We start from the raw sequence: 20,223 nt of genomic DNA, 5'->3' as shown, positions 1-20,223 counted from the left end.
ATTCGAAATTTATTAGATCAAATTTACAAATAAATATCAGACAGCTAACGCCTTTTTCTTCCTTTCAAAATAGATCCCCCCAATCAAAAGCAATAGTATCCCTATGGAACTAATCAACGTTATTGTACTTCCGGTTTTAACGACTTGTGGCTCAAACTTGAATTCTATCGAGTGTTTTCCAGCTGGAATTTGCAATCCCCTTAGAACGTAATCTACTCTAATATGATCTGATTTTCTACCGTCTATATACGCATTCCAACCTTTTCCATAATACATTTCGGAGAAAACGGCTAAACCTTCATTTGCGTTTTCAGAATTGTACTTCAAATAATTGGGTTTGTAGTTTTCTAAAGTTACAGTCGCTGCGCTGTCTTTGGCGAAAGCCGTCTTTTTTAATTCAAAATCTTTACTATTTACGACTGCCACATTCTTAGAATCTAAACTATCCAACGCTTTCATCTCATCATCAGCAGAAGTCACCAATTTTACTTGACTTACAAACCATGCATTTCCATTTGCATTAGGATTTGACGTTGGAAATTCTTTCCCTTCTTTATCAGTTTGGATTACATACTTTACATTAAGCATATTCAGTACTTCCATGTTGTTATTAGAAATTTGGTAATCGAATAACTGCTGCATTCTTCGCGGTTTTACTGCACTATAACCTCCAATTGATTTATGAAAATAGGAAGCTCTGGCACTGGATAAATTCCCAGAGACCTCGAAAACTCTGTAATGTGTGGTATCTTTAAGAATCTCAACATTCGAAGGGGATTCTTGAAAAGGAACTTCTACTTCTCTTCCGGTAACGAAATCTTTTCCCGAAACATAATTTTTATCCACGAAAAACAAGTCGGAAACCATCAATAATCCCACGATTATAATAGCCGTATTTTGAGCAAATCTATCTTTAATCGATAACCACAAAACTCCCGTAGTTAGTAAGATAAAGAAAGCAGAGCGCAATAAATCAGCGCTATACAAACTCATCCTGTCCTGTTTCAATGCATTTACAAAATCCGGACCGTAGGTTTGTTGAAAATAAGCATCATTTCCGCCAGAAAAACTGAACATACTTTTGCTCAAAAACAATATTACAATAATTCCGAGGCTTAAAATTCCAGTTTCATATAAAGCTTTCCACTGTAATTTTTTATCCAATTGAAAAAAAGACTGCAACCCCATAATCGCCAAAACAGGGAAACACAACTCAAGAATAACTTGTATGGAGGAAACTGCTCTGAATTTATTGTACATCGGAACATAATCAATGAAAAAGTCCGTCAATATTGGGAAATTTTTTCCCCATGAAAGCACTAACGCAATTATTGAACCGCATAGGAATACATACTTTATTTTACGTTTATCGATGAACAAAGCCATTATTGCTAAAAAGAAAACCACCACACCTATATAGGCAGGAGCCGCTACAATAGGCTGATCGCCCCAATACGTTGGCATTCCAGAAACAAAATCAGTTGCCTGATCTTCCGGCACGCCTTGACCAATCATGAATTCATACATATTACTATCTTTCCCAACGGCCTCATTATTTGACCCACCAAAAAGTCGCGGTGCAATCAAATTAAAACTTTCAGTAATTCCATAACTGTATTCCGTAATATAATCATGCGTCAGCGCACTGCTGTTTGTATTTTTTGAACCATCAGGATTAAAACTTAATTCGCTTTTTCCACGCGTACTAAAATCCGCATATTCAGAAGTTGCCAATAAATTAGTCGCATTCGCACCAAGAGCAAAAATTCCGGCTACTGCCAATGTTCCAAAGGAATACAACATTGATTTATATTCCTTTTCTTTTACTAGCTGATAGATAAAATAAGCAGAAAGAATTAATAAGAAAATCAATAAGTAATAAGTCATTTGGAAGTGATTCGCATTGATTTCTAATGCTGTTGCAAATAGTGTAATCAAACCTCCCAGAATATATTTTTTCTGAAAAACCAGAATAAACCCAGCAATAACAAGTGGCATGTAAGCAATCGCATGCGCTTTGGCATTATGGCCAACGCCCAAAATAATGATCAAATAGGTAGATAAACCAAAAGCTAATGCTCCAAAAAAGGCTTTCAAAGGATCGACTTTTAACACCAGCATCAAACCGTAAAATCCTAAAAAATATAAAAATAAATAATCCGCAGGTCGCGGTAAAAAACGCAACGCATCATCAATAGCGCCAATATAATCGTGTGGGTATTTTGCTCCTAATTGATACGTTGGCATTCCGCCGAAAGCTGAATTAGTCCAATAAGGTTCTATATGATCCGTGCCTCTAAAGTCATTTTGCTCTTTGGCCATTCCGGTATACTGTACAATATCAGACTGGAAAATTTGTTTTCCTTGTAGTACAGGATAAAAATAGAGTGTAGAAACAAGTACAAAACCAAGTAGGGCAAGGGCGTGTGGATAGAACCTATTTATTATTTTCAATTTAAAAAAGTTTGGATTAGAATAAAAAGCTTGTTAATAATGACAAACTTAATCTATTTCTTCGTAATCAACATAATCTCCCACTTTTTTGGTTTCGCGGGGATTTTTAGTATTTACTGAATTGTATGTTACATCATCCTTACTTTGTGTTTTTTTCCAAGTGCTGTCTTCCGCATGCTTTTGTTGTTTCTGCATACTTTCGCCCGCTTTTTCAACTACTTTTTTAACTATTAAAGGCAAAAATAATTTTGCTAAAAATCTGAAAATATAGTAGAAAGCAATCATATAAAATAGTGCTTTTATAAAACCCGTAAATGAAGCTGTTTGCATAGAAGTGTAATTTTTTCCAAAATTAATAAATTCATCTCGAAAGTTCGGGACAAAATAAAAATATCATTCTTAAATAAATAATAAAATATAGTACATTTGAAAAGCGTTATTACTTTTTAACTCAAAAAAAATAATATGTCCAAAATCAAAATCATACTTATCGCAGCTATTGCAATGTTTCCAAGTATTCATTACAGCCAGCATACGGATCAAATAAATTCTAACAGACCAGGAGAAACCATGTCGGCTTTTGCAGTTGGGAAATCAGTAATCCAAATAGAAACAGGCGTTTACGGAATCAAACAAAACCATAGTTTGTTGAATTATGATGCCAATGGTTTTGGTGTTGATGCCACCTTACGATGGGGAATGTTCATGGAAAAACTTGAATTGATAGCTGACATACAGTACCAGAACGAGAAATATACCACCTTGTTCAATAGCTCGAAAAGAGCCGACTTCAAACAAACTATTTTGGGAGCCAAATATTTGATTTACGATCCTTTCAAAAATTACGAGAAAAAGGTGAATATTTATAGCTGGAAAGCCAACAGAGCTTTTAATTGGCGTCAACTGGTACCTGCCGTTTCTGTTTTTGCCGGAGCAAATTTCACTATGGCGGACAATCCATATTCTTTTTCTAAAGAATCCAGCATTTCCCCAAAGATAATACTGATAACTCAAAACCATTTGGGTGACGGTAGATGGGTTTTTGTAACCAATATAATAGCTGATTATGTAACAACTGATTTTCCTAGTTATGGTTATGTATTGACTTTAACCCGAGGATTTAATGATAAATGGTCCGGATTTTTGGAAAACCAAGGATTTAAAAGTGATTTTTATAGCGATGCCATTGTTCGCGGAGGCGCCGCTTATTTATTAAATAAAGACATGCAAATTGACGCTTCGATTGCTACAAGTCTGAAAGACACTCCATCTGCCCTCTATGGCGGAATTGGTTTTTCCTGGCGTTATGACGCCAATTATCAGGAAGTGCGCATAAACAATGACTCAGGGGACTCAGGAAAGAAAGCGGAAAAAAGAGCAAAAAAGACAAAAAAAGGATAATCACAGAATTTAAAAAACAGAATGATTACAATACAAGAAGCAAAAACTAAAAGTGAATTAACTGAATTTGTAAAATTCCCTTTTTCTTTATATAAAAACAATAAGAATTGGGTTCCGCCATTAATTGGTGAGGAACTGGAAGGATTTGATAAAACTAAAAATCCTGCTTTTGAAACTGCTGAAGCATATTTTTATATTGCCAAAAGAAATAACAAAACTGTAGGCCGAATTGCCGCAATCATCAATTGGAGCGAGGTAAAAGACCAACAAAAAATGAAAGTTCGTTTTGGATGGTTTGACGTGATTGATGATGTAAAGGTGACTGAAGCACTTTTAGAAAAAGTATATGAATTAGGTCGAAAAAACTATTTAGAATATGTTGAAGGACCTATGGGTTTTTCAAATCTGGATAAAGTGGGCGTACTTACCGAAGGTTTTGATGAAATAGGAACCATGATTACTTGGTACAATAATCCATATTATGCCACTCATTTCGAACAATTGGGATACGTAAAAGAGAAGGAATATATTGAAAGTAAATTTCCTTTTGTAAACGTAAAGCCTGAATTTTTTGAAAAAGCAAATGATTTGGTTAAAAGAAGGTATCAATTAAGTCCGCTTAATTTTAAAACGACCAAAGAAGTAATGCCGCACGTGGATAAAATGTTTGATTTATTCAATAAGTCTTATGTTTCGTTATCTTCGTTTGTAGCTATTTCAGATACAGAAAAAGAATATTTCAAGAAAAAATACATAAGTTTCATCAATCCTGAATTTATCAAATTCGTGGAAGACAAAAACCATAATATTGTTGCTTTCAGTATTGTAATGCCCTCTTTTTCTGAGGCGATACAAAAAGCAAAAGGGAAATTATTCCCATTTGGATTTCTTCATTTGCTCAAAGCAAAAAAACGAAGTAAGGACGTCATTTTCTACCTTATTGGTGTGTTGCCTGAATACCAAAACAAAGCGGTCACAGCCATTATATTCAAAGAATACTACGAAACTTTCAAAGAAAAAGGTATTGTCAATTGTTTCAGAACTCCTGAATTAGTTGATAACGCCGCAAGCATCAACTTGTGGAAACATTTTGATCCTCAGATTCACAAGCGCAGATGTACTTATAGAAAAGAGTTGTAATAAGTAGTTGTCTAACATTAATTCAAATAAACTTTCTTTTGCATTGCAGTGAAAATTTTATTCTACTTTAGGGTTTTAAAACATTTTTTATCTTAAAATATTTAAAACAAGTAAAACAATTTACATGAGAAAACAGATACTCTTAACAATCGTATTTTTATTAATGTCAATGCACAGCGCTGTCGCACAATTTATAGACAACAAACCAATTTCAGAACTAGATATTGATTACATAAAAATAAAAGCAGAAGCAAAATTATTTGCTAAAAAATTAAGTATTAGTATTGATTATGGTCAAGAAAAAGTAGAAGAATTAAAAGACCTGAGCGGAAATCCAAATCAATTCAATTCTATGATTGATGCTTTAAATTTTATGAGTAAAAATGGATATGATTTCATAAGTATTGACAATGAAAAAATAGGTGACACACAATACTTGTACCGCTATATCATGAAAAAAAGAAAACAGTAATCGTAAATAATATTATTTTGTCACCTTGAGCGCAGTCTAGATGTAATTGATTTCTCGACTGCGATTGAACGGACAATTAGATTAATTTACTAATGCCATTCATGAAAATCACATTTTACAATCCACTTTTGACAACAGAACATTTCCATCAAATTGTAATTGTTTTTTATCTTTAAAAGTTACTTTCCCTTTATTGTCATCAATCACATCTCCAAAACCTTCGACATAAGAATCGTCTTTTTTTAAGAAAGCAACTTCTCGAACTGACGAAATACCTTCGGACATGAAAGTGTAATCCGCATAAAGCGTGTCTCCTTTAAATTCTCCTACAAGTGTTCCTGCATTTTTATCTTTTTCAAAAAAATTATAGCTTAAATTTCCCGAAGAAAGCTGACCGTTTTTTACATTTAAAGTCAATGAAACAGTGTCTTTTTTAAGAATTGCTCGGTAACACTCTTTAGATTCAGGTTCTTCAACAACAATTTTTTCTAAAACAGCAGGAGATTCTTCCGTTTTCATTCCTTTTTTACAAGAAACAAAAACACTAATAAAAACGACACCCAATAATATTACTTTTTTCATATATTTTCAATTTAGTTTAATAAATATACTAATTCCTGACACAATAAAATACAAAAAAATCCATCATTGCGAAAAATGATGGATTTATATGTAAAAACTTAATTACTTAATTATGCATCTAAATCGACTGTAGTTCTAATTGCAATTTCTTTGTATGTCCCATTTTCTAGTTTCTCACGAATCGCTTCAAAAGCAGTTAGTGTTTCATCAACATCTGATAAAGTATGAGACGTTGTAGGAATCATTCGCAACAAGATAATCCCTTTTGGAATCACAGGATAAATTACAATCGATAAGAAAATGCCGTAGTTTTCTCGTAAATCGTTTACCATAATCATTGCTTCCGGTACACTTCCTTCAAGATATACTGGAGTTACACAGGTATTGGTGTCACCTATATTAAAATTACGCTCTCTCAATCCGTTTTGCAACGCATTTACGTTTTCCCACAATTTATCTTTTAATTCCGGGTGATTACGCAACAATTCTAATCGTTTTAACGAACCAATTGTTTGTATCATTGGCAATGCTTTAGCAAACATTTGAGAACGCAAATTGTATTTTAAATAATCAATTATGTCTTTGTCTGCGGCTATAAAAGCACCAATATTTGCCATCGATTTCGCAAAAGTTGAGAAATAAATATCAATTCCGTCCTGACAACCTTGCTCTTCTCCTGCTCCGGCACCTGTTTTTCCAAGTGTTCCAAAACCATGTGCATCATCAACCAGCAAACGGAAATTATATCTTTCTTTCATGGCAACAATTTCCTTCAATTTTCCTTGTTGTCCACGCATTCCAAAAACACCTTCGGTAATAAAAAGAATTCCTCCTCCTGTAACTTCCGCTAATTTTGTCGCACGCTCCAAGTTTTTTTCCATGCTTGCAAGATCATTGTGACGGTATGTAAAACGTTTGCCCATATGCAAACGAACGCCATCAATAATACAAGCATGAGCATCAACATCATACACAATTACATCATTTTTTGTAACCAAAGCGTCAATTGTTGACATAATTCCCTGATATCCAAAATTCAACAAATATGCCGATTCTTTCATTACAAAAGCTGCCAATTCATTCTCTAATTGCTCATGATATTTAGTGTGACCACTCATCATACGCGCTCCCATTGGGTAAGCGGCGCCATATTGTGCTGCTGCTTCCGTATCTGCCTGACGCACTTCGGGATGATTAGCAAGACCTAAATAGTCATTCAAACTCCAATTCAAAATATCTTTTCCACCAAACTGCATTCTTGGACCCAACTCACCTTCTAATTTAGGAAAAACAAAATAACCTTCTGCTTGTGAAGCCCATTTTCCTAACGGTCCTTTATTGTTTTGAATCCTTTCGAATAAATCTTTTACCATAATATATCAAGTAATAATTTTAATTTTGAGAAGTGGCAAAAATAATTATTTAAACTTTATAAAGGACTTGAAAGTAAATTTATTTTTCAAGCTTTAACTTTATGATTATCTGGAGCTAATTCCTGCTTTACACTGTATCTTTTGCACTGTCAGGAAGATTGCTGCGTTCCTCGCAATGACAATGCAAAAGGATGCCGTTGCGGTCAGGGCTAAAAAAACGATTCAAATGGTAAACTTTGTATATTTGAATTATATAAAACATAGTTTATGTCTGACAAAATAACAAATGAACTGCATGAACTACTAAATGCCAAGGTAGTTAGTGCAGAAACAGCCGAGAGAATACGCGATTACTTCCACCAAAAAAAAAAAGAAAACTATAACAGACTCTTTTCCGTTTTTGGGATTTTGGGAGCCATACTTGTTGGACTTGGAATTATTCTTGTTTTCGCACATAACTGGGATACTCTTTCTAGACTTACCAGAGTAGTATTATCTTTTCTCCCGCTTCTGATTGGCCAGATTTTTTGCGGCTATTCTCTTTTAAAAAAATCCGCAAGTACGGTTTGGAGAGAAACAGCATCCGTTTTTGTATTCTTTGCCATTGGCGCAAGCATTTCATTAGTTGCTCAGGTTTATAATATTCCCGGAGATATTAATTCCTTCATTATCGCTTGGATGCTATTGAGTTTACCACTGGTTTATCTGCTTCAATCCTCGATAGTTTCTCTTTTATATATTGCTGGGATTACGTATTATGGCTGTAATTCTAATTATTTTACCTATCCAAGTACGCATTCCTTTTTACACTGGTTTTTACTTTTAGGAATTGCTCCCTATTATTATCAGTTGGTAAAAACTAAAGCACTAAGCAACTTTACACTGTTTCACAACTGGTTTATTTCTATATCAATTGTAATTTGCCTCGGTACGATTGCCCATAAAAATGGACATTTACTGTATTTAAGCTACATGAGTTTATTCACGATTTTTTACTTCATTGGTAAGACTCCATTTTTTGACCAGCAGAAATTAAAAAACAACAGCTTTCTGATTGTTGGAAAATTAGGGATACTCTATTTATTGCTGTTATATAGTTTTAAGTGGTTTTGGAATAAATCTTTTTACAAAACGGATTCAATATTAGAAACACTGCTGTCGATAGAATTCGTAACTGCTTTTGTACTCACAGTACTCGCAGCGTTTTTCTTTTACAAGAAAAACAGTCCAACAAATTTTAAGGAAGTCTCTCTTTTTGAACTTTCATTTTTGATGAACATACTTCTTCTCATTACCGGTTACGAGTTTTCATTAGCAGCAAATGCACTCGTATTATTCATTGGTATATTTGAAGTTAAACGAGGCTTAAAACGAAATCATATGGGACTATTGAATTTTGGATTACTCCTTATTACTGTTCTTATCATGTGTCGTTTTTTCGATACTGATTTAAGTTTCGTCCTTCGAGGGATTCTATTTATAACAATTGGTTTAGGATTCTTTTTGGCTAATTATTTCATCCTTAAAAAAAGAAACAAAAATGAAAAATAAGAAAATTACATTCCTAATTTTCATCTTGATTGTTATGGCGCAATTATACGTTCCATTCCAAATGATATACAATCAGGAAGATATTATAAAAAGTGGAAAAGAATTTAGATTCCAAACTATTCCAATAGATCCGTACGATCCTTTTAGAGGAAAATACATTACATTATTCTTTAAAGAAAGAGAAATCACTGTACAAAAAAACATTAAATGGCACAGCGGTGAAACTGTTTTTGCAACACTCACTACCGACAAAAATGGGTTTGCCAAAATCAGTTCTATTTCTAAAATCAAACCAAAAAATAACGAATCCTATATTAAATTGAAAATTAGTTTGGATTATATTAACTCCAAAATACTAATAGATTTTCCTTTCAATCGGTTTTATATGAATGAAGATATTGCGCAAAAAGCGGAGAAAATCTATCAGGAATTCTCTATCAAAAAGAAAAACGAAACTTACGCTTTAGTGGCAGTAAAAAATGGAGAAGCGGTACTTAAGGATGTTCGCATCAATGACGTTTCAATTAAAGATTTGGCTTCCAAAAAATAAAATAAACACAATTCAAAAGAATAATCTGTACCTTTAAGTACGAAAATCAATACTTTTAATAAAATGTCACAAGATACAAAAGAATTAAAATTAGCCGTTCTCATTGATGCTGACAATGTTCCGTACAGCAATGTAAAAGGAATGATGGAAGAAATTGCTAAATTTGGAACACCCACCACCAAACGTATTTACGCCGATTGGACTAAACCAAATGCAGGTGGCTGGAAAAGTGTCTTATTGGAACACGCCATTACTCCTATTCAACAATACAGTTATACAGTTGGAAAAAACTCTTCGGATTCAGCGATGATTATTGATGCTATGGATTTATTGTATTCCGATAAAGTGGATGGTTTTTGTATCGTATCCAGTGATTCTGATTTTACACGTTTAGCCATCAGATTAAGAGAATCCGGAATGAAAGTCATTGGAATCGGCGAACAAAAAACGCCAAACTCATTCATTGTAGCCTGTGACCGTTTCATTTATATCGAAGTTTTGGATGGCGCCATTAAAAAGAAGTTACCAAAAAGAACCGCAACTGATACTAAAAAAGCAACGCCAAAAAGCTTAAATAAAGTCGATTTGCATACCATAGAATTAATAGAGTCAACCATAGAAGATATTGCTGACGATAGCGGTTGGGCGTTTCTAGGTGATGTGGGAAACCTAATTGTAAAGAAAAAACCGGAATTTGACCCAAGAAATTATGGCTTTTCAAAATTAACTCCCATGCTAAAATCATTGACTGACATACTCGAAATCGACGAAAGAGACTCTGATAAAAAAGGAATCAAACATGTTTATGTAAGACTGCGTTTCAGTTAAACTAATTTTTTAACCGCCTCATATAAAGTTTCTTTCTTTAGTGGTTTCGACAAATAATCATTCATTCCTATTTCCTTTACACGATCTTTTGTGGTTTCCATTACATCGGCGGTAACTGCAATGATAGGAATATTGCTGTTGTGCGCTCCAACTTCGCCATTTCTGATAGCGATTGTTGCCTCATAGCCATCCATGATTGGCATTTGTAGATCCATTAATACAATATCAAATTGATTTGTTTTAAATGCATCTAATGCTTCCTGACCATTATTAGCATAAACCACCTTAGTATCCAACCATTTTTTTGTAATCATTTTTATCACCATCTGGTTAATGAAATTATCTTCGACCACTAGAATGGATTTTCCTACCAAATCATCCAAAACAACTTTAGCCGGAGCCTCTAGCTTTTTTTGCTGTGCTGATATGGCAAAATCAATTGTAATAACGACAGTCGTTCCTTCGTTTACTTTACTTTCCATTTTGATGGTTCCGCTTTGCATATCGACTAAAGTTTTCACGATATAAAGTCCTAAACCAAGTCCGCCAAATTTTCGTTTATTATCAATAATATTTTGAGAAAAAGAGTCAAAAATACTTTCCATTTTATCTTTTGAAATGCCAACACCGGAATCCGAAACAGTCAAAATCAAACTGGCTATATTTCCCTCTTTCAATTGGCAATCAACATGAAATTTGACAAATCCTGTCGCTGTAAATTTGATGGCATTATTCAGCACATTATTCACAACTTGAACCAATCGGTTAACATCCCCGATCACTAAATCAGGAAAAGTACCTGACTTTGAAAACTGAAAAACTAATCCTTTATCTTCGGCTCTATTGATGGCATTATTCTTTAAATTTCCCAAAACCTGTACTAGATCAAATGGGTTCTTTTCAAGCTTTAATTCTCCTTTCTCGATTTTAGAAAAGTCTAATATATCATTCACAGAACTTAATAAACTATGAGAAGAGTACTTTATAATTTGGCAATTTTTTTTGATTACATCATCCTGAACTTCACTAGAAATAGAATCAATTAAATTTATAATTGCATTCAGCGGCGTTCGCAATTCATGACTGATATTCGATAAGAAATAGGATTTTAAATCATTCATTTCTTCGGAGCGAATCAAAGCAAGACGATTGAGCTCGTTTTTTTCATTTTTCAAATTCCGTATCAAATTTGCCATCGAAAGTGAAAGAAAAATAACCTCTAATCCAGTCCCTAATTTTGAACTGTTTTGATTGAAAAAATTATTAGGTAATAATCCGAAATTATATAAAATAAAAATACCGAATCCGATAATCAGAAATGAAATACCAGCTGTAAAAAAAGGATCTATGTACTTTTTTTTACAATATAAATATATTATTGAGCAAACAATCAAAATTAAAAACACAAGCGTAAGAACATTAACTAAAACATACGAAAATAATAAAGTTGAGGGAATAAAAATGATGCATAATAATAATAAAAACAATAATACGTAAGCGATATTAAACAGAATATAAATTTTCTTACTATTTTTTTTAATCTTTAAAAATAATTCACTGTATTTACCCGAAAAAAAGACGGCAATTATCGCCATAAATAAGACAGTATGATTTGAAAACCATCCTGCATTTGGTGTGACATACTTGTAGAAAAAACCATCTAACGCGAATTGTAGTAATCCAACAAATAAAACGTATAGACTGTAGTATAAAAATATTTTTTCATTTAAAGCAAAAAAGAAGAAAAAATAGATAATGGCTGCGATAGACAAAATGCCGTAAAAAATTCCAAAAAATAATTGTTCATTTGAAATCATTTGTATGAACCTTTCCGACGAATAAAGCATCATGGGAATTTTTATTACCTCACCGTCACTCTTTAAATGCATATATAATTGCAAACTGGATTTTGGTGCTATTTCAATCTTAAAAATAGTTTTTCGATTATCGAAACTACGTTCGGAATATGCCAAATTATCCCCACTAATCTTGGTAGTTATTTTTCCTGAGGCTACATCAACAATAAATAATTCTACTAAATCTGTTATGGGACGTGCCGTTTCCAGATAATAATTTAATTTTGAATTTGTAAGATTTTTTATTTTTGTTTTTGACCAAAAATTATTTTGAGTAAAACCTAAATCATCATTTTCACTGATAAGTTTTGTGGGATTCAGGGTGTCATAATTGGCAACAACATATTTGATATTCAAACTTCTTTTCCCTACATCTGCAATTGTGGTGTGATTATGCAAAGAGATTTCTTTAGGAATTGTATCACCGCTAAAGACATATTGAGAATAGGTGTTTGAAAAAAACAAGGTGAAAAATAATAATTTCAAAATAGCACAAATCTGTTTATTGGTTTTTTGACTCATGTTTAATAAATTATGATTAAGCAACATATGTACGTAACGTAAGAAACTTTAGTTTTCCAACTACGCTTAAATTTTACATTTGTTTTGTGAAATAAAGCAATTTCTGTCAAATAACAGAATTAAAAGTCCAAAATATTTAAAATTCTTATTATTGTCGGGGCTGAAAAAACTTTACAATAAGTCAAAAAATTATATTTTTAGTAATATTCGTACTTATGAGTAAACCTGTCATTTATTATTATTTTAATATTGGATTGCTATTCATGGCTGCATTGATTGTATATTCTCAGTAAGTTTTGCAAATGCTTCACGGTACAAACATTGCATTTTAAGAAATTTTGCTGTTTTGGGTTATTTCAGATATATTCGAAATGATAGCTCCTGCGATTCAGCGATATTTTTCAGAACGTTCCACGAACGGAAAACCATTTTCAAGAAATGAATGTTCGCTCACGTATCAAAGAGCTAAAAATATTGATTCGAAGACATCGTTTGGGACACAAATGAATTAAAACCAGTCTATGTAGGAAGGAAATAAACATTCTATTTTCCCAACAGCAGACAATTAAGAGCTTCTGCGGGTTTCAATTGGCGCGCCTGATTGAACACAACAGTATTAACCTTGCTGATTAAACATTTCAGCAATGAGTTTTGATTCTTTAAGCAAAAATGCAATAGTGAAACTGAACCAAGGAGCCCAAAAAGAAAAATTACATCACAATACTATCAACACATGGCGACGTATTCTGGCAAATGGGTACTGGTTGTTTTGGCTGCCGAGATGATAGAGGTGGACTCTATGGCATTAGTTTTGCTGAAAAAGCAAATTTGCCAGAAGTAAAAATGAGTTTAATTAAATTACCGAAGCCAGCAAAATAAGGTCACGAAGGTGTTTTGCCTGTAGCAAAAAACACGTTGCAAATTACTAAAATAAGAGGTCTTTTACTAAACACAATAATACTTTCTTCTCCTAGTCGTGCTGCTTTTGAAGATATAATAGCTTTAATTGCTTTAATAGCAAAATTACGTCAGCTGTCTAATGGCAAACCAATTGTCTTTAAATTATGCATTGGAGATACCCGAGAATTTGAACTAGTATGCCACGAAATGATTACCCAAAACTGCTTTCCTGATTTCATTACCGTTGATGGTGCCGAGGCAGGAATTATTACTGGATCATTAAAATTTGCAGATGGTGCAGGAATGCCATTTGAGTCATTACATATTTTTGTCAACAAAGCTTTAGTTAGTTTTAGAATTAAAGAAAAAATCCGAATCATTTCCATTGGTAAACTTATATTTGGATATTCCATACGGAGAGCAAGAGCAATTGGCGCTGACATCTGCAATAGTGCGCGCCGATGTATATTATTGTTGGGATGTATCTAAGCGTTAGGATGAAACAATAACCAATGTATAACAAGAGTTGCAACACAAGACTAAATGAGGATAAAAGGATTAGTGGTTACAGATAAGACAGAACGCGTTTTTAATTTTAATAAAAACACTTTATACTCCGCTGACGTGATCCTTCCTGCAGCAAGTAAAAAAAGCTTTGCTGGAGTTGACATCAATATTTTTGTTCACGGTGCTGAATTAGTTCATTTATCCGATTTATATTTTTCGAAATAATTTAAAAAGTGTAATCAAGAATCAAAGTAAAATACGCTTGAATTAAAAGGAGGGCCTTTATAGCCCTCCAGTTGTTGATTCTGATTTACCATTATCAACTCATACTGTTACAAGTATAGATGATTATTGAATTATCAAATCTTATTGTAAGATGGATATACTCAAGTAATGAATCAAAACCACATTTAAATTTAAGATTTAATAAATTAACAAGTGCTAATAATCAATACTTTAACCTCAAATTAACAGGTGATTTTAGTAATTACGATTATGAAACAAAACTAATATGTATTAGTGGTAATAAAAAAAGGAGGACTTGTAAAGTCCTCCAATTGTTGATTCTGATTTACCAATACTAACTCATACCGTTACTGATAGAGTCAATTATAAGTTGTCAATCTCATTATAAAAGTAACAACTTAATCAATTAATCAAAACCACAATCAAAGATACAATTATTTTATTGCAATAAATTCATTGTCAGTATTTTAACTATAATTTAAAATTTTAAAAGCATTATTTCATTTATATAATTCATATTTGAAAGGAAATTTTATCATATAGTTTTTTAAAATTTAAAATGAGATCTTAACAAACTGCAAAATTATTTATTGGAGAAAGAGCAAAAAAAGGAGGCCGTTTTAAAGGGCCTCCAAATATGAACTTTGGTGTGTTGTTATCAGATTGAATCTTTCGATGCTACTAACTAATAAATACTCTTCTCTTTGCAGATGGACATATTCAACAAAAAACCAAAACCATATTCAAATATACAACAGTTTTTGAATTAAAAACCCTTAATAAAGACTTTAACATGTATTTAACGTGCTGTTTGCCAATACAATAACAACAATTCTAAACAGTTTATTTAAATCCCAACATTACGAATAAATAAGTGAATGCATTTTCAACAATTGAAAAATTGTAAAAATCATGTTCTTGTTTTACAAATAGGCACAAAAAAAGGAGGCCTTTTTAAAGGGCCTCCAAATATGGACTTTGGTTTGTTGTTATCAGATTGAATCTTTCGATGCTACTAACTATTAAATACTCTTCTCTTTGCAGATGGATATATTCAACAAAAAACCAAAACCATATTCAAATGTACAAAGGTTTTAAACATAAAAAACAATTAATTAATATTTTAACATGTTTTTAACTTATTGGATTACAGTCTATTAACAACCCGTTATCGATGTAGTCTAGAATAAAAAATTTCTGATGAAAATATTTAAAAAAAAAGGAGGCCTTGTTAAAGACCTCCAATTGTTAATTTTGATTTACCATTATCAACTCTACCGTTCAGAACAATTGACTATCTGAATATTATCACCATCGCTGGTAAATTATTCAAGTGACCAATCAAAACTACGCTCAAATATACGTTAATATTTTATTTAAAATATTAACAATCAATTATTTAACTAAATATTAAGACGATAAATAAAACATATATAAAAAATGCTCAAATATTTATATCGAGCCAATACATATTAGTAATAAAAAATCAACCATTTCAATTCATAAATAAGTAGAAAATGTATATTTGAAGATTAAAACTAAAAAAATGCAATTTGTTTTCGCCTCAAATAACAAAAATAAAATCTCGGAATTACAAAGCATGCTTCCTAAAACTATAACCATTTTAAGTTTAGAGAGCATTGGTTGTTTTGAAGACATTCCAGAAACCGCGAATACTATTGAAGGGAATGCAATCCAAAAAGCAAATTATGTCACGGAAAAATTCGGGTATGATTGCTTTGCCGATGATACTGGACTGGAAGTGGACGCTTTAAATGGCGATCCGGGTGTCTTCTCTGCACGCTATGCTGGCGAACAACGCAGTGCAGATGACAACATGAATAAATTATTAGAAGCCTTAATGTTTCAAAATGAAAGGAAAGCACAATTTAAAACTGTTATTGCATTAAATTTAAACGGCAAACAATATCTTTTTACAGGAATTGCAAAAGGCGAGATCACTTTAGAAAAAATTGGTAATCAAGGTTTTGGTTACGATCCCATTTTTCAACCGGAAGGATTTCTTCAAACATTTGCCCAATTATCATTGGACGTAAAAAATAAAATAAGTCACAGAGGAAAGGCGACTCAGCAATTAATTACTTTTTTGAAAGAAACCGAATAAGTTATGATTACAACATTTTTACAATACAATATTAAATTCAATGTCATAATTTTACACGCAATTTTCTAAATCGAAACTTCAAATTTGTAAATAAAAATATAACTTTCTGATAATCAAATTATAATAAATCATCAAATCTTAAAATAGCATTAGTTTATATGGATTATAAACAGTAATTTTGCACCCTATTTTAAAAATACATATGAATAAATTTGAACAATTAGGATTGAGTGAATCGTTACTGAAGGCGATTTTAGATCTAGGATTTGAAAATCCGACCGAAGTACAGGAGAAAGCGATTCCCCTATTATTGGAAAAAGACACAGATATGGTTGCGTTGGCTCAGACAGGGACAGGGAAAACGGCAGCTTTTGGTTTTCCAGTTATTCAGAAAATTGATGCCAACAACAGAAACACACAAGCATTAATTTTATCTCCAACCCGCGAATTGTGTTTGCAGATTACCAACGAAATTAAAAACTACTCTAAATACGAAAAAGGTATTAATGTGGTAGCAGTTTACGGTGGAGCTAGCATAACAGAACAAGCGAGAGACATAAAGAGAGGTGCGCAGATTATTGTGGCAACTCCAGGAAGAATGCAAGACATGATCAATAGAGGTTTGGTAAACATCTCTCAAATCAATTATTGTATTCTTGACGAAGCTGACGAAATGTTGAACATGGGTTTTTATGAAGATATCGTAAACATCCTTTCGACTACGCCAGACGAAAAAAATACATGGTTATTCTCTGCAACAATGCCTGCTGAAGTAGCACGTATTGGAAAACAATTCATGAAAGATCCAATTGAAATTACAGTTGGAACTAAAAACTCGGGTTCAGCTACAGTTTCACACGAATTTTACCTTGTTAATGCTCGTGACCGTTACGAAGCTTTGAAACGTTTAGCCGATTCTAATCCAGACATTTTCTCAGTAGTTTTTTGTCGTACCAAAAGAGATACGCAAGCTGTTGCTGAAAAATTGATTGAAGACGGATACAGCGCTGCTGCTTTGCACGGAGATTTATCTCAAGCGCAACGTGATGGGGTAATGAAATCTTTCCGCGGAAGACAAATTCAGATGCTTGTAGCGACTGATGTTGCTGCACGTGGAATTGACGTTGACAATATTACTCACGTAGTAAATTATCAATTACCCGACGAAATAGAAACGTACAATCACCGTTCTGGTCGTACTGGTCGTGCTGGTAAATTAGGAACTTCTATCGTAATTGTGACTAAAAGTGAATTGCGTAAGATTTCTTCAATTGAAAGAATCATCAAACAAAAATTTGAAGAGAAAACAATTCCTTCTGGAATTGAAATCTGTGAAATCCAATTGTTACACTTAGCAACGAAGATTAAGGATACTGAAGTTGATCATGAAATTGACACTTACCTTCCTGCAATCAATAGTGTACTTGAGGGTTTATCTAAAGAAGAACTTATTAAGAAAATGGTGTCGGTTGAATTCAATCGTTTTATCAATTATTATAAGAAAACTAGAGATATTTCTAATCAAGCATCAGGTTCTGAAAGACGTGATCATGATGACAGAGACGGTGCTCCACGAGAAAATAACAATAGTGGTGCAACAAGATATTTTGTGAACATAGGTTCTAGAGATAACTTTGATTGGATGTCATTAAAAGATTATTTGAAAGAAACATTGGACTTAGGTCGTGATGACGTTTTCAAAGTAGATGTAAAAGAAGGTTTCTCTTTCTTTAACACAGATCCCGAACATACTGACAAAGTAATGGAAATATTGAATAACGTGCAATTAGAAGGACGTAGAATCAATGTTGAAATTTCTAAAAACGACGGTGGCGGAAGACGTGACCATAATGGAAGAAGTTCAGGTGGAAGTTTTGGTGGCGGAAGAAGTTCAGCTCCAAGAAGAGAAGGAAGTTTTGCCCCAAGAAGAGAAGGTTCAGGCGGATTTAGAAGCGATAGAAGTTCGGCTCCAAGAGAAGGTGGATTTGGCGGAAGAAGTGATGCTCCAAGAAGAGAAGGTGGTTTTTCATCTGACAGGCCTAGAACGGAAGGTTCATCTGATAGAGCACCGAGAAGATCTGAAAGCTTTGGTGATTCACCAAGACCAAGAAGACCAAGAAGAGACTAACAGATATTGTTAATTTTCTTATAATTATACTGGAACTACAAAATATTTAATCCTGTTTTATTACTTTTAAAGTCTTAAATCAGTTTATGAAATATTTTGTAGTTTTCTTTTTTTTAGTAATATCCACAACAGCGTTTGCGCAAGTTAAAGAACCTTCACAAAAAGTTGATGGTATCATCATCAGTAATTCAACCAGACAACCCCTATCCAGCGTAAATATTATTAATATCAACAAAGTAAGAGGTGCTACAACTGATGCAGGAGGATTTTTTGAGATAGATGTTCAATTAAACGACACCTTACACATTACAAGTCTGGGTTTTCAATCTCTTCGTGTTAGGGTCACCAATGACTGGATCAAAAATAAAAGCACCAAAATACAACTTACTGAAAAAGCGATCGCACTTGAAGAAGTGGTAATACGCCCTTTTAATCTGACCGGTTATCTTGAAGTAGACACCAAAATTATTCCTGTAAAAGAAAACTATCGCTACAGTATTTCCGGCTTGACTCAGGGATATGAAGCTGGCGAATATTCTCCAAATGCGTTTGGAAAAGTTCTTGGTTCTATCTTTAATCCAGCAGATATGCTGTATAATTTCTTTGGTAACAATCCAAAAGAGCTCAAAAAACTCAAAGAAATGAAGAAAGATGATACGGTACGTAATCTTCTGGAATCAAAATTTGACAGAGAAACTATAGCCGTACTTTTAAATATTGATAAAAATGAAATTCCTGAGATTTTACAGCGTTGCAACTATTCGGAATCGTTTATAAAAACGGCGAACGACCTACAAATTATGGACGCCATTAGTGGTTGTTATGAGGAATATAAAGTTCTAAAGAAAAAATAAAAATTGTTATTGAATTAAAGTTTAGACTTTTATAATAAATTAGATTATTCCTCAATTCTGAAAAAATTGGGGACTTTTATTTTAAAGTCATTACATTCAAGTTCTATTCAAAATTTTAATAATCAAAAAAGTGAAATAAATGTCCAATATACCTTTCCAAACTATTGATTGGGATTCAATAGAAAAAACTGAACATATCGGGACAACAGGAATAGCGCATTGGCAAACAATACAATTAGGCGGACTTAGAATTCGTAAAGTAAGGTATTCCAAAGATTATCTGGCAAATCACTGGTGTCAAAAAGGACATGTTGTTCATTGTCTTGAAGGAGATTTTATTAGTGAATTAAAATCGGGAGAACAAGTTCTGCTTTCTAAAGGAATGACCTATGTAGTTTCTGATGATGCTAGTTCGCATCGCTCTATGTCTGTTAATGGTGTAGCATTATTAATTATCGATGGGGATTTTTTAAAATAATATTTAAGACAAATCAAAAATATTATATACATTTACCTGAATCAACAATTAAAAACAAAACCTAAATTCCTATATCATGGCAAAAAGTCAAGACGCAAAGAAAACCGCGAAGAAAGAGCCCTTAAAAACGGCTAAAGAAAAGAAAGAAGAAAAAAGAGACAAGAAAAACAGTCCTAAAAGAGATTAAAATTAGTGTTCAGCATTCAGTTTATAGTGTTCAGTTTCATTTGTTACTGAACACTATTTTTTTTTAAAT

At 32.8% G+C, this 20,223-nt stretch carries 18 protein-coding genes; 13 read left to right on the top strand and 5 right to left on the bottom strand.

The genetic code is table 11. From position 1 onward, the window contains the following. Positions 1-36: 36 nt before the first annotated feature. Positions 37-2,454 carry a YfhO family protein gene (locus ACP7AQ_RS07610; RefSeq protein WP_426095019.1) on the bottom strand — a complete coding sequence of 806 codons (2,418 nt, stop codon included), beginning with the start codon at positions 2,452-2,454 and terminating at the stop codon, positions 37-39. A 48-nt stretch (positions 2,455-2,502) separates the two neighbouring features. Beyond that, entirely contained in the window at positions 2,503-2,784 is a 282-nt protein-coding gene (locus ACP7AQ_RS07605; protein WP_426064769.1) for a DUF4834 family protein, read from the bottom strand. Between the two features lie 135 nt (positions 2,785-2,919). Between ACP7AQ_RS07605 and ACP7AQ_RS07600 the strand changes: the two genes are divergently transcribed. From ACP7AQ_RS07600 to ACP7AQ_RS07590, 3 genes are all read left to right on the top strand, one after another. Beyond that, the gene (locus ACP7AQ_RS07600) at positions 2,920-3,855 is read left to right on the top strand and encodes a transporter (protein ID WP_426095018.1); all 936 of its coding nucleotides are present in this window, start codon (positions 2,920-2,922) and stop codon (positions 3,853-3,855) included. 21 nt (positions 3,856-3,876) lie between these two features. Further along, on the top strand, positions 3,877-4,995 hold the full coding sequence (locus ACP7AQ_RS07595) for a GTP cyclohydrolase (protein ID WP_426095017.1): 1,119 nt from the start codon (positions 3,877-3,879) through the stop codon (positions 4,993-4,995). 124 nt (positions 4,996-5,119) lie between these two features. Beyond that, on the top strand, positions 5,120-5,467 hold the full coding sequence (locus ACP7AQ_RS07590) for a hypothetical protein (protein ID WP_426095016.1): 348 nt from the start codon (positions 5,120-5,122) through the stop codon (positions 5,465-5,467). A gap of 108 nt (positions 5,468-5,575) precedes the next feature. Here the strand turns inward: ACP7AQ_RS07590 and ACP7AQ_RS07585 are convergent, their stop codons facing one another. Next, positions 5,576-6,049: a hypothetical protein gene (locus ACP7AQ_RS07585; RefSeq protein ID WP_426064764.1), complete on the bottom strand. Its 474-nt coding sequence runs from the start codon at positions 6,047-6,049 to the stop codon at positions 5,576-5,578. Positions 6,050-6,159: 110 nt separating this feature from the next. After that, positions 6,160-7,422 carry an aminotransferase class I/II-fold pyridoxal phosphate-dependent enzyme gene (locus tag ACP7AQ_RS07580; RefSeq protein ID WP_426095015.1) on the bottom strand — a complete coding sequence of 421 codons (1,263 nt, stop codon included), beginning with the start codon at positions 7,420-7,422 and terminating at the stop codon, positions 6,160-6,162. 267 nt (positions 7,423-7,689) lie between these two features. Here ACP7AQ_RS07580 and ACP7AQ_RS07575 point away from each other — a divergent pair, with 267 nt between their 5' ends. The 3 genes from ACP7AQ_RS07575 to ACP7AQ_RS07565 all read left to right on the top strand — a co-directional run bounded on the left by ACP7AQ_RS07575 (position 7,690) and on the right by ACP7AQ_RS07565 (position 10,351). Next, positions 7,690-8,973 (top strand): DUF2157 domain-containing protein, encoded by a 1,284-nt coding sequence (locus ACP7AQ_RS07575; protein WP_426095014.1) that lies wholly within the window; start codon positions 7,690-7,692, stop codon positions 8,971-8,973. Further along, positions 8,963-9,523, top strand: coding sequence for a GDYXXLXY domain-containing protein (locus tag ACP7AQ_RS07570; RefSeq protein WP_426095013.1), 561 nt, complete (start codon positions 8,963-8,965; stop codon positions 9,521-9,523). The genes ACP7AQ_RS07575 and ACP7AQ_RS07570 overlap by 11 nt, the downstream gene beginning before the upstream one ends. A gap of 63 nt (positions 9,524-9,586) precedes the next feature. Next, positions 9,587-10,351 (top strand): NYN domain-containing protein, encoded by a 765-nt coding sequence (locus ACP7AQ_RS07565; RefSeq protein WP_426064759.1) that lies wholly within the window; start codon positions 9,587-9,589, stop codon positions 10,349-10,351. Here ACP7AQ_RS07565 and ACP7AQ_RS07560 read toward each other — a convergent pair. Further along, positions 10,348-12,729 (bottom strand): 7TM diverse intracellular signaling domain-containing protein, encoded by a 2,382-nt coding sequence (locus ACP7AQ_RS07560; RefSeq protein ID WP_426095012.1) that lies wholly within the window; start codon positions 12,727-12,729, stop codon positions 10,348-10,350. The genes ACP7AQ_RS07565 and ACP7AQ_RS07560 overlap by 4 nt on opposite strands. Positions 12,730-13,373: 644 nt before the next feature. On the opposite strand from ACP7AQ_RS07560, the gene ACP7AQ_RS07555 reads away from it, so the two are divergent. From ACP7AQ_RS07555 to ACP7AQ_RS07525, 7 genes are all read left to right on the top strand, one after another. After that, positions 13,374-13,514 carry a hypothetical protein gene (locus ACP7AQ_RS07555; protein WP_426095011.1) on the top strand — a complete coding sequence of 47 codons (141 nt, stop codon included), beginning with the start codon at positions 13,374-13,376 and terminating at the stop codon, positions 13,512-13,514. Positions 13,515-13,623: 109 nt separating this feature from the next. Next, positions 13,624-14,118: a glutamate synthase-related protein gene (locus ACP7AQ_RS07550; protein WP_426095010.1), complete on the top strand. Its 495-nt coding sequence runs from the start codon at positions 13,624-13,626 to the stop codon at positions 14,116-14,118. A 54-nt stretch (positions 14,119-14,172) separates the two neighbouring features. Continuing rightward, positions 14,173-14,361 carry a hypothetical protein gene (locus ACP7AQ_RS07545; RefSeq protein WP_426092105.1) on the top strand — a complete coding sequence of 63 codons (189 nt, stop codon included), beginning with the start codon at positions 14,173-14,175 and terminating at the stop codon, positions 14,359-14,361. Positions 14,362-15,928: 1,567 nt separating this feature from the next. After that, a complete protein-coding gene (locus tag ACP7AQ_RS07540) occupies positions 15,929-16,507 on the top strand; it encodes a non-canonical purine NTP diphosphatase (protein ID WP_426095009.1) in 579 nt (192 codons plus the stop codon). A 202-nt stretch (positions 16,508-16,709) separates the two neighbouring features. Further along, positions 16,710-18,635, top strand: coding sequence for a DEAD/DEAH box helicase (locus ACP7AQ_RS07535; protein WP_091205315.1), 1,926 nt, complete (start codon positions 16,710-16,712; stop codon positions 18,633-18,635). Positions 18,636-18,721: 86 nt separating this feature from the next. Continuing rightward, positions 18,722-19,489, top strand: a complete 768-nt coding sequence (locus ACP7AQ_RS07530) for a carboxypeptidase-like regulatory domain-containing protein (RefSeq protein ID WP_426095008.1) — start codon at positions 18,722-18,724, stop codon at positions 19,487-19,489. Positions 19,490-19,628: 139 nt separating this feature from the next. Next, positions 19,629-19,967 carry a DHCW motif cupin fold protein gene (locus ACP7AQ_RS07525; protein WP_426064750.1) on the top strand — a complete coding sequence of 113 codons (339 nt, stop codon included), beginning with the start codon at positions 19,629-19,631 and terminating at the stop codon, positions 19,965-19,967. Positions 19,968-20,223: the final 256 nt, after the last annotated feature.

The organism is Flavobacterium sp. DSR2-3-3 (assembly GCF_049896585.1).
GTDB lineage: Bacteria > Bacteroidota > Bacteroidia > Flavobacteriales > Flavobacteriaceae > Flavobacterium.
The sequence above is the reverse complement of the archived record's forward strand: the minus strand, read 5'-3'. Positions and strand labels throughout refer to the sequence as shown.

Excerpts from the sequence above, each read along its gene's own strand:
- ACP7AQ_RS07605 (WP_426064769.1), bottom strand. The coding sequence starts at position 2,784 with ATGCAAACAGCTTCATTTACGGGTTTTATAAAAGCACTATTTTATATG.
- ACP7AQ_RS07600 (WP_426095018.1), top strand. The coding sequence starts at position 2,920 with ATGTCCAAAATCAAAATCATACTTATCGCAGCTATTGCAATGTTTCCA.
- ACP7AQ_RS07595 (WP_426095017.1), top strand. The coding sequence starts at position 3,877 with ATGATTACAATACAAGAAGCAAAAACTAAAAGTGAATTAACTGAATTT.
- ACP7AQ_RS07590 (WP_426095016.1), top strand. The coding sequence starts at position 5,120 with ATGAGAAAACAGATACTCTTAACAATCGTATTTTTATTAATGTCAATG.
- ACP7AQ_RS07585 (WP_426064764.1), bottom strand. The coding sequence starts at position 6,049 with ATGAAAAAAGTAATATTATTGGGTGTCGTTTTTATTAGTGTTTTTGTT.
- ACP7AQ_RS07580 (WP_426095015.1), bottom strand. The coding sequence starts at position 7,422 with ATGGTAAAAGATTTATTCGAAAGGATTCAAAACAATAAAGGACCGTTA.
- ACP7AQ_RS07575 (WP_426095014.1), top strand. The coding sequence starts at position 7,690 with ATGTCTGACAAAATAACAAATGAACTGCATGAACTACTAAATGCCAAG.
- ACP7AQ_RS07570 (WP_426095013.1), top strand. The coding sequence starts at position 8,963 with ATGAAAAATAAGAAAATTACATTCCTAATTTTCATCTTGATTGTTATG.
- ACP7AQ_RS07565 (WP_426064759.1), top strand. The coding sequence starts at position 9,587 with ATGTCACAAGATACAAAAGAATTAAAATTAGCCGTTCTCATTGATGCT.
- ACP7AQ_RS07560 (WP_426095012.1), bottom strand. The coding sequence starts at position 12,729 with ATGAGTCAAAAAACCAATAAACAGATTTGTGCTATTTTGAAATTATTA.
- ACP7AQ_RS07555 (WP_426095011.1), top strand. The coding sequence starts at position 13,374 with ATGAGTTTTGATTCTTTAAGCAAAAATGCAATAGTGAAACTGAACCAA.
- ACP7AQ_RS07545 (WP_426092105.1), top strand. The coding sequence starts at position 14,173 with ATGAGGATAAAAGGATTAGTGGTTACAGATAAGACAGAACGCGTTTTT.
- ACP7AQ_RS07540 (WP_426095009.1), top strand. The coding sequence starts at position 15,929 with ATGCAATTTGTTTTCGCCTCAAATAACAAAAATAAAATCTCGGAATTA.
- ACP7AQ_RS07535 (WP_091205315.1), top strand. The coding sequence starts at position 16,710 with ATGAATAAATTTGAACAATTAGGATTGAGTGAATCGTTACTGAAGGCG.
- ACP7AQ_RS07530 (WP_426095008.1), top strand. The coding sequence starts at position 18,722 with ATGAAATATTTTGTAGTTTTCTTTTTTTTAGTAATATCCACAACAGCG.
- ACP7AQ_RS07525 (WP_426064750.1), top strand. The coding sequence starts at position 19,629 with ATGTCCAATATACCTTTCCAAACTATTGATTGGGATTCAATAGAAAAA.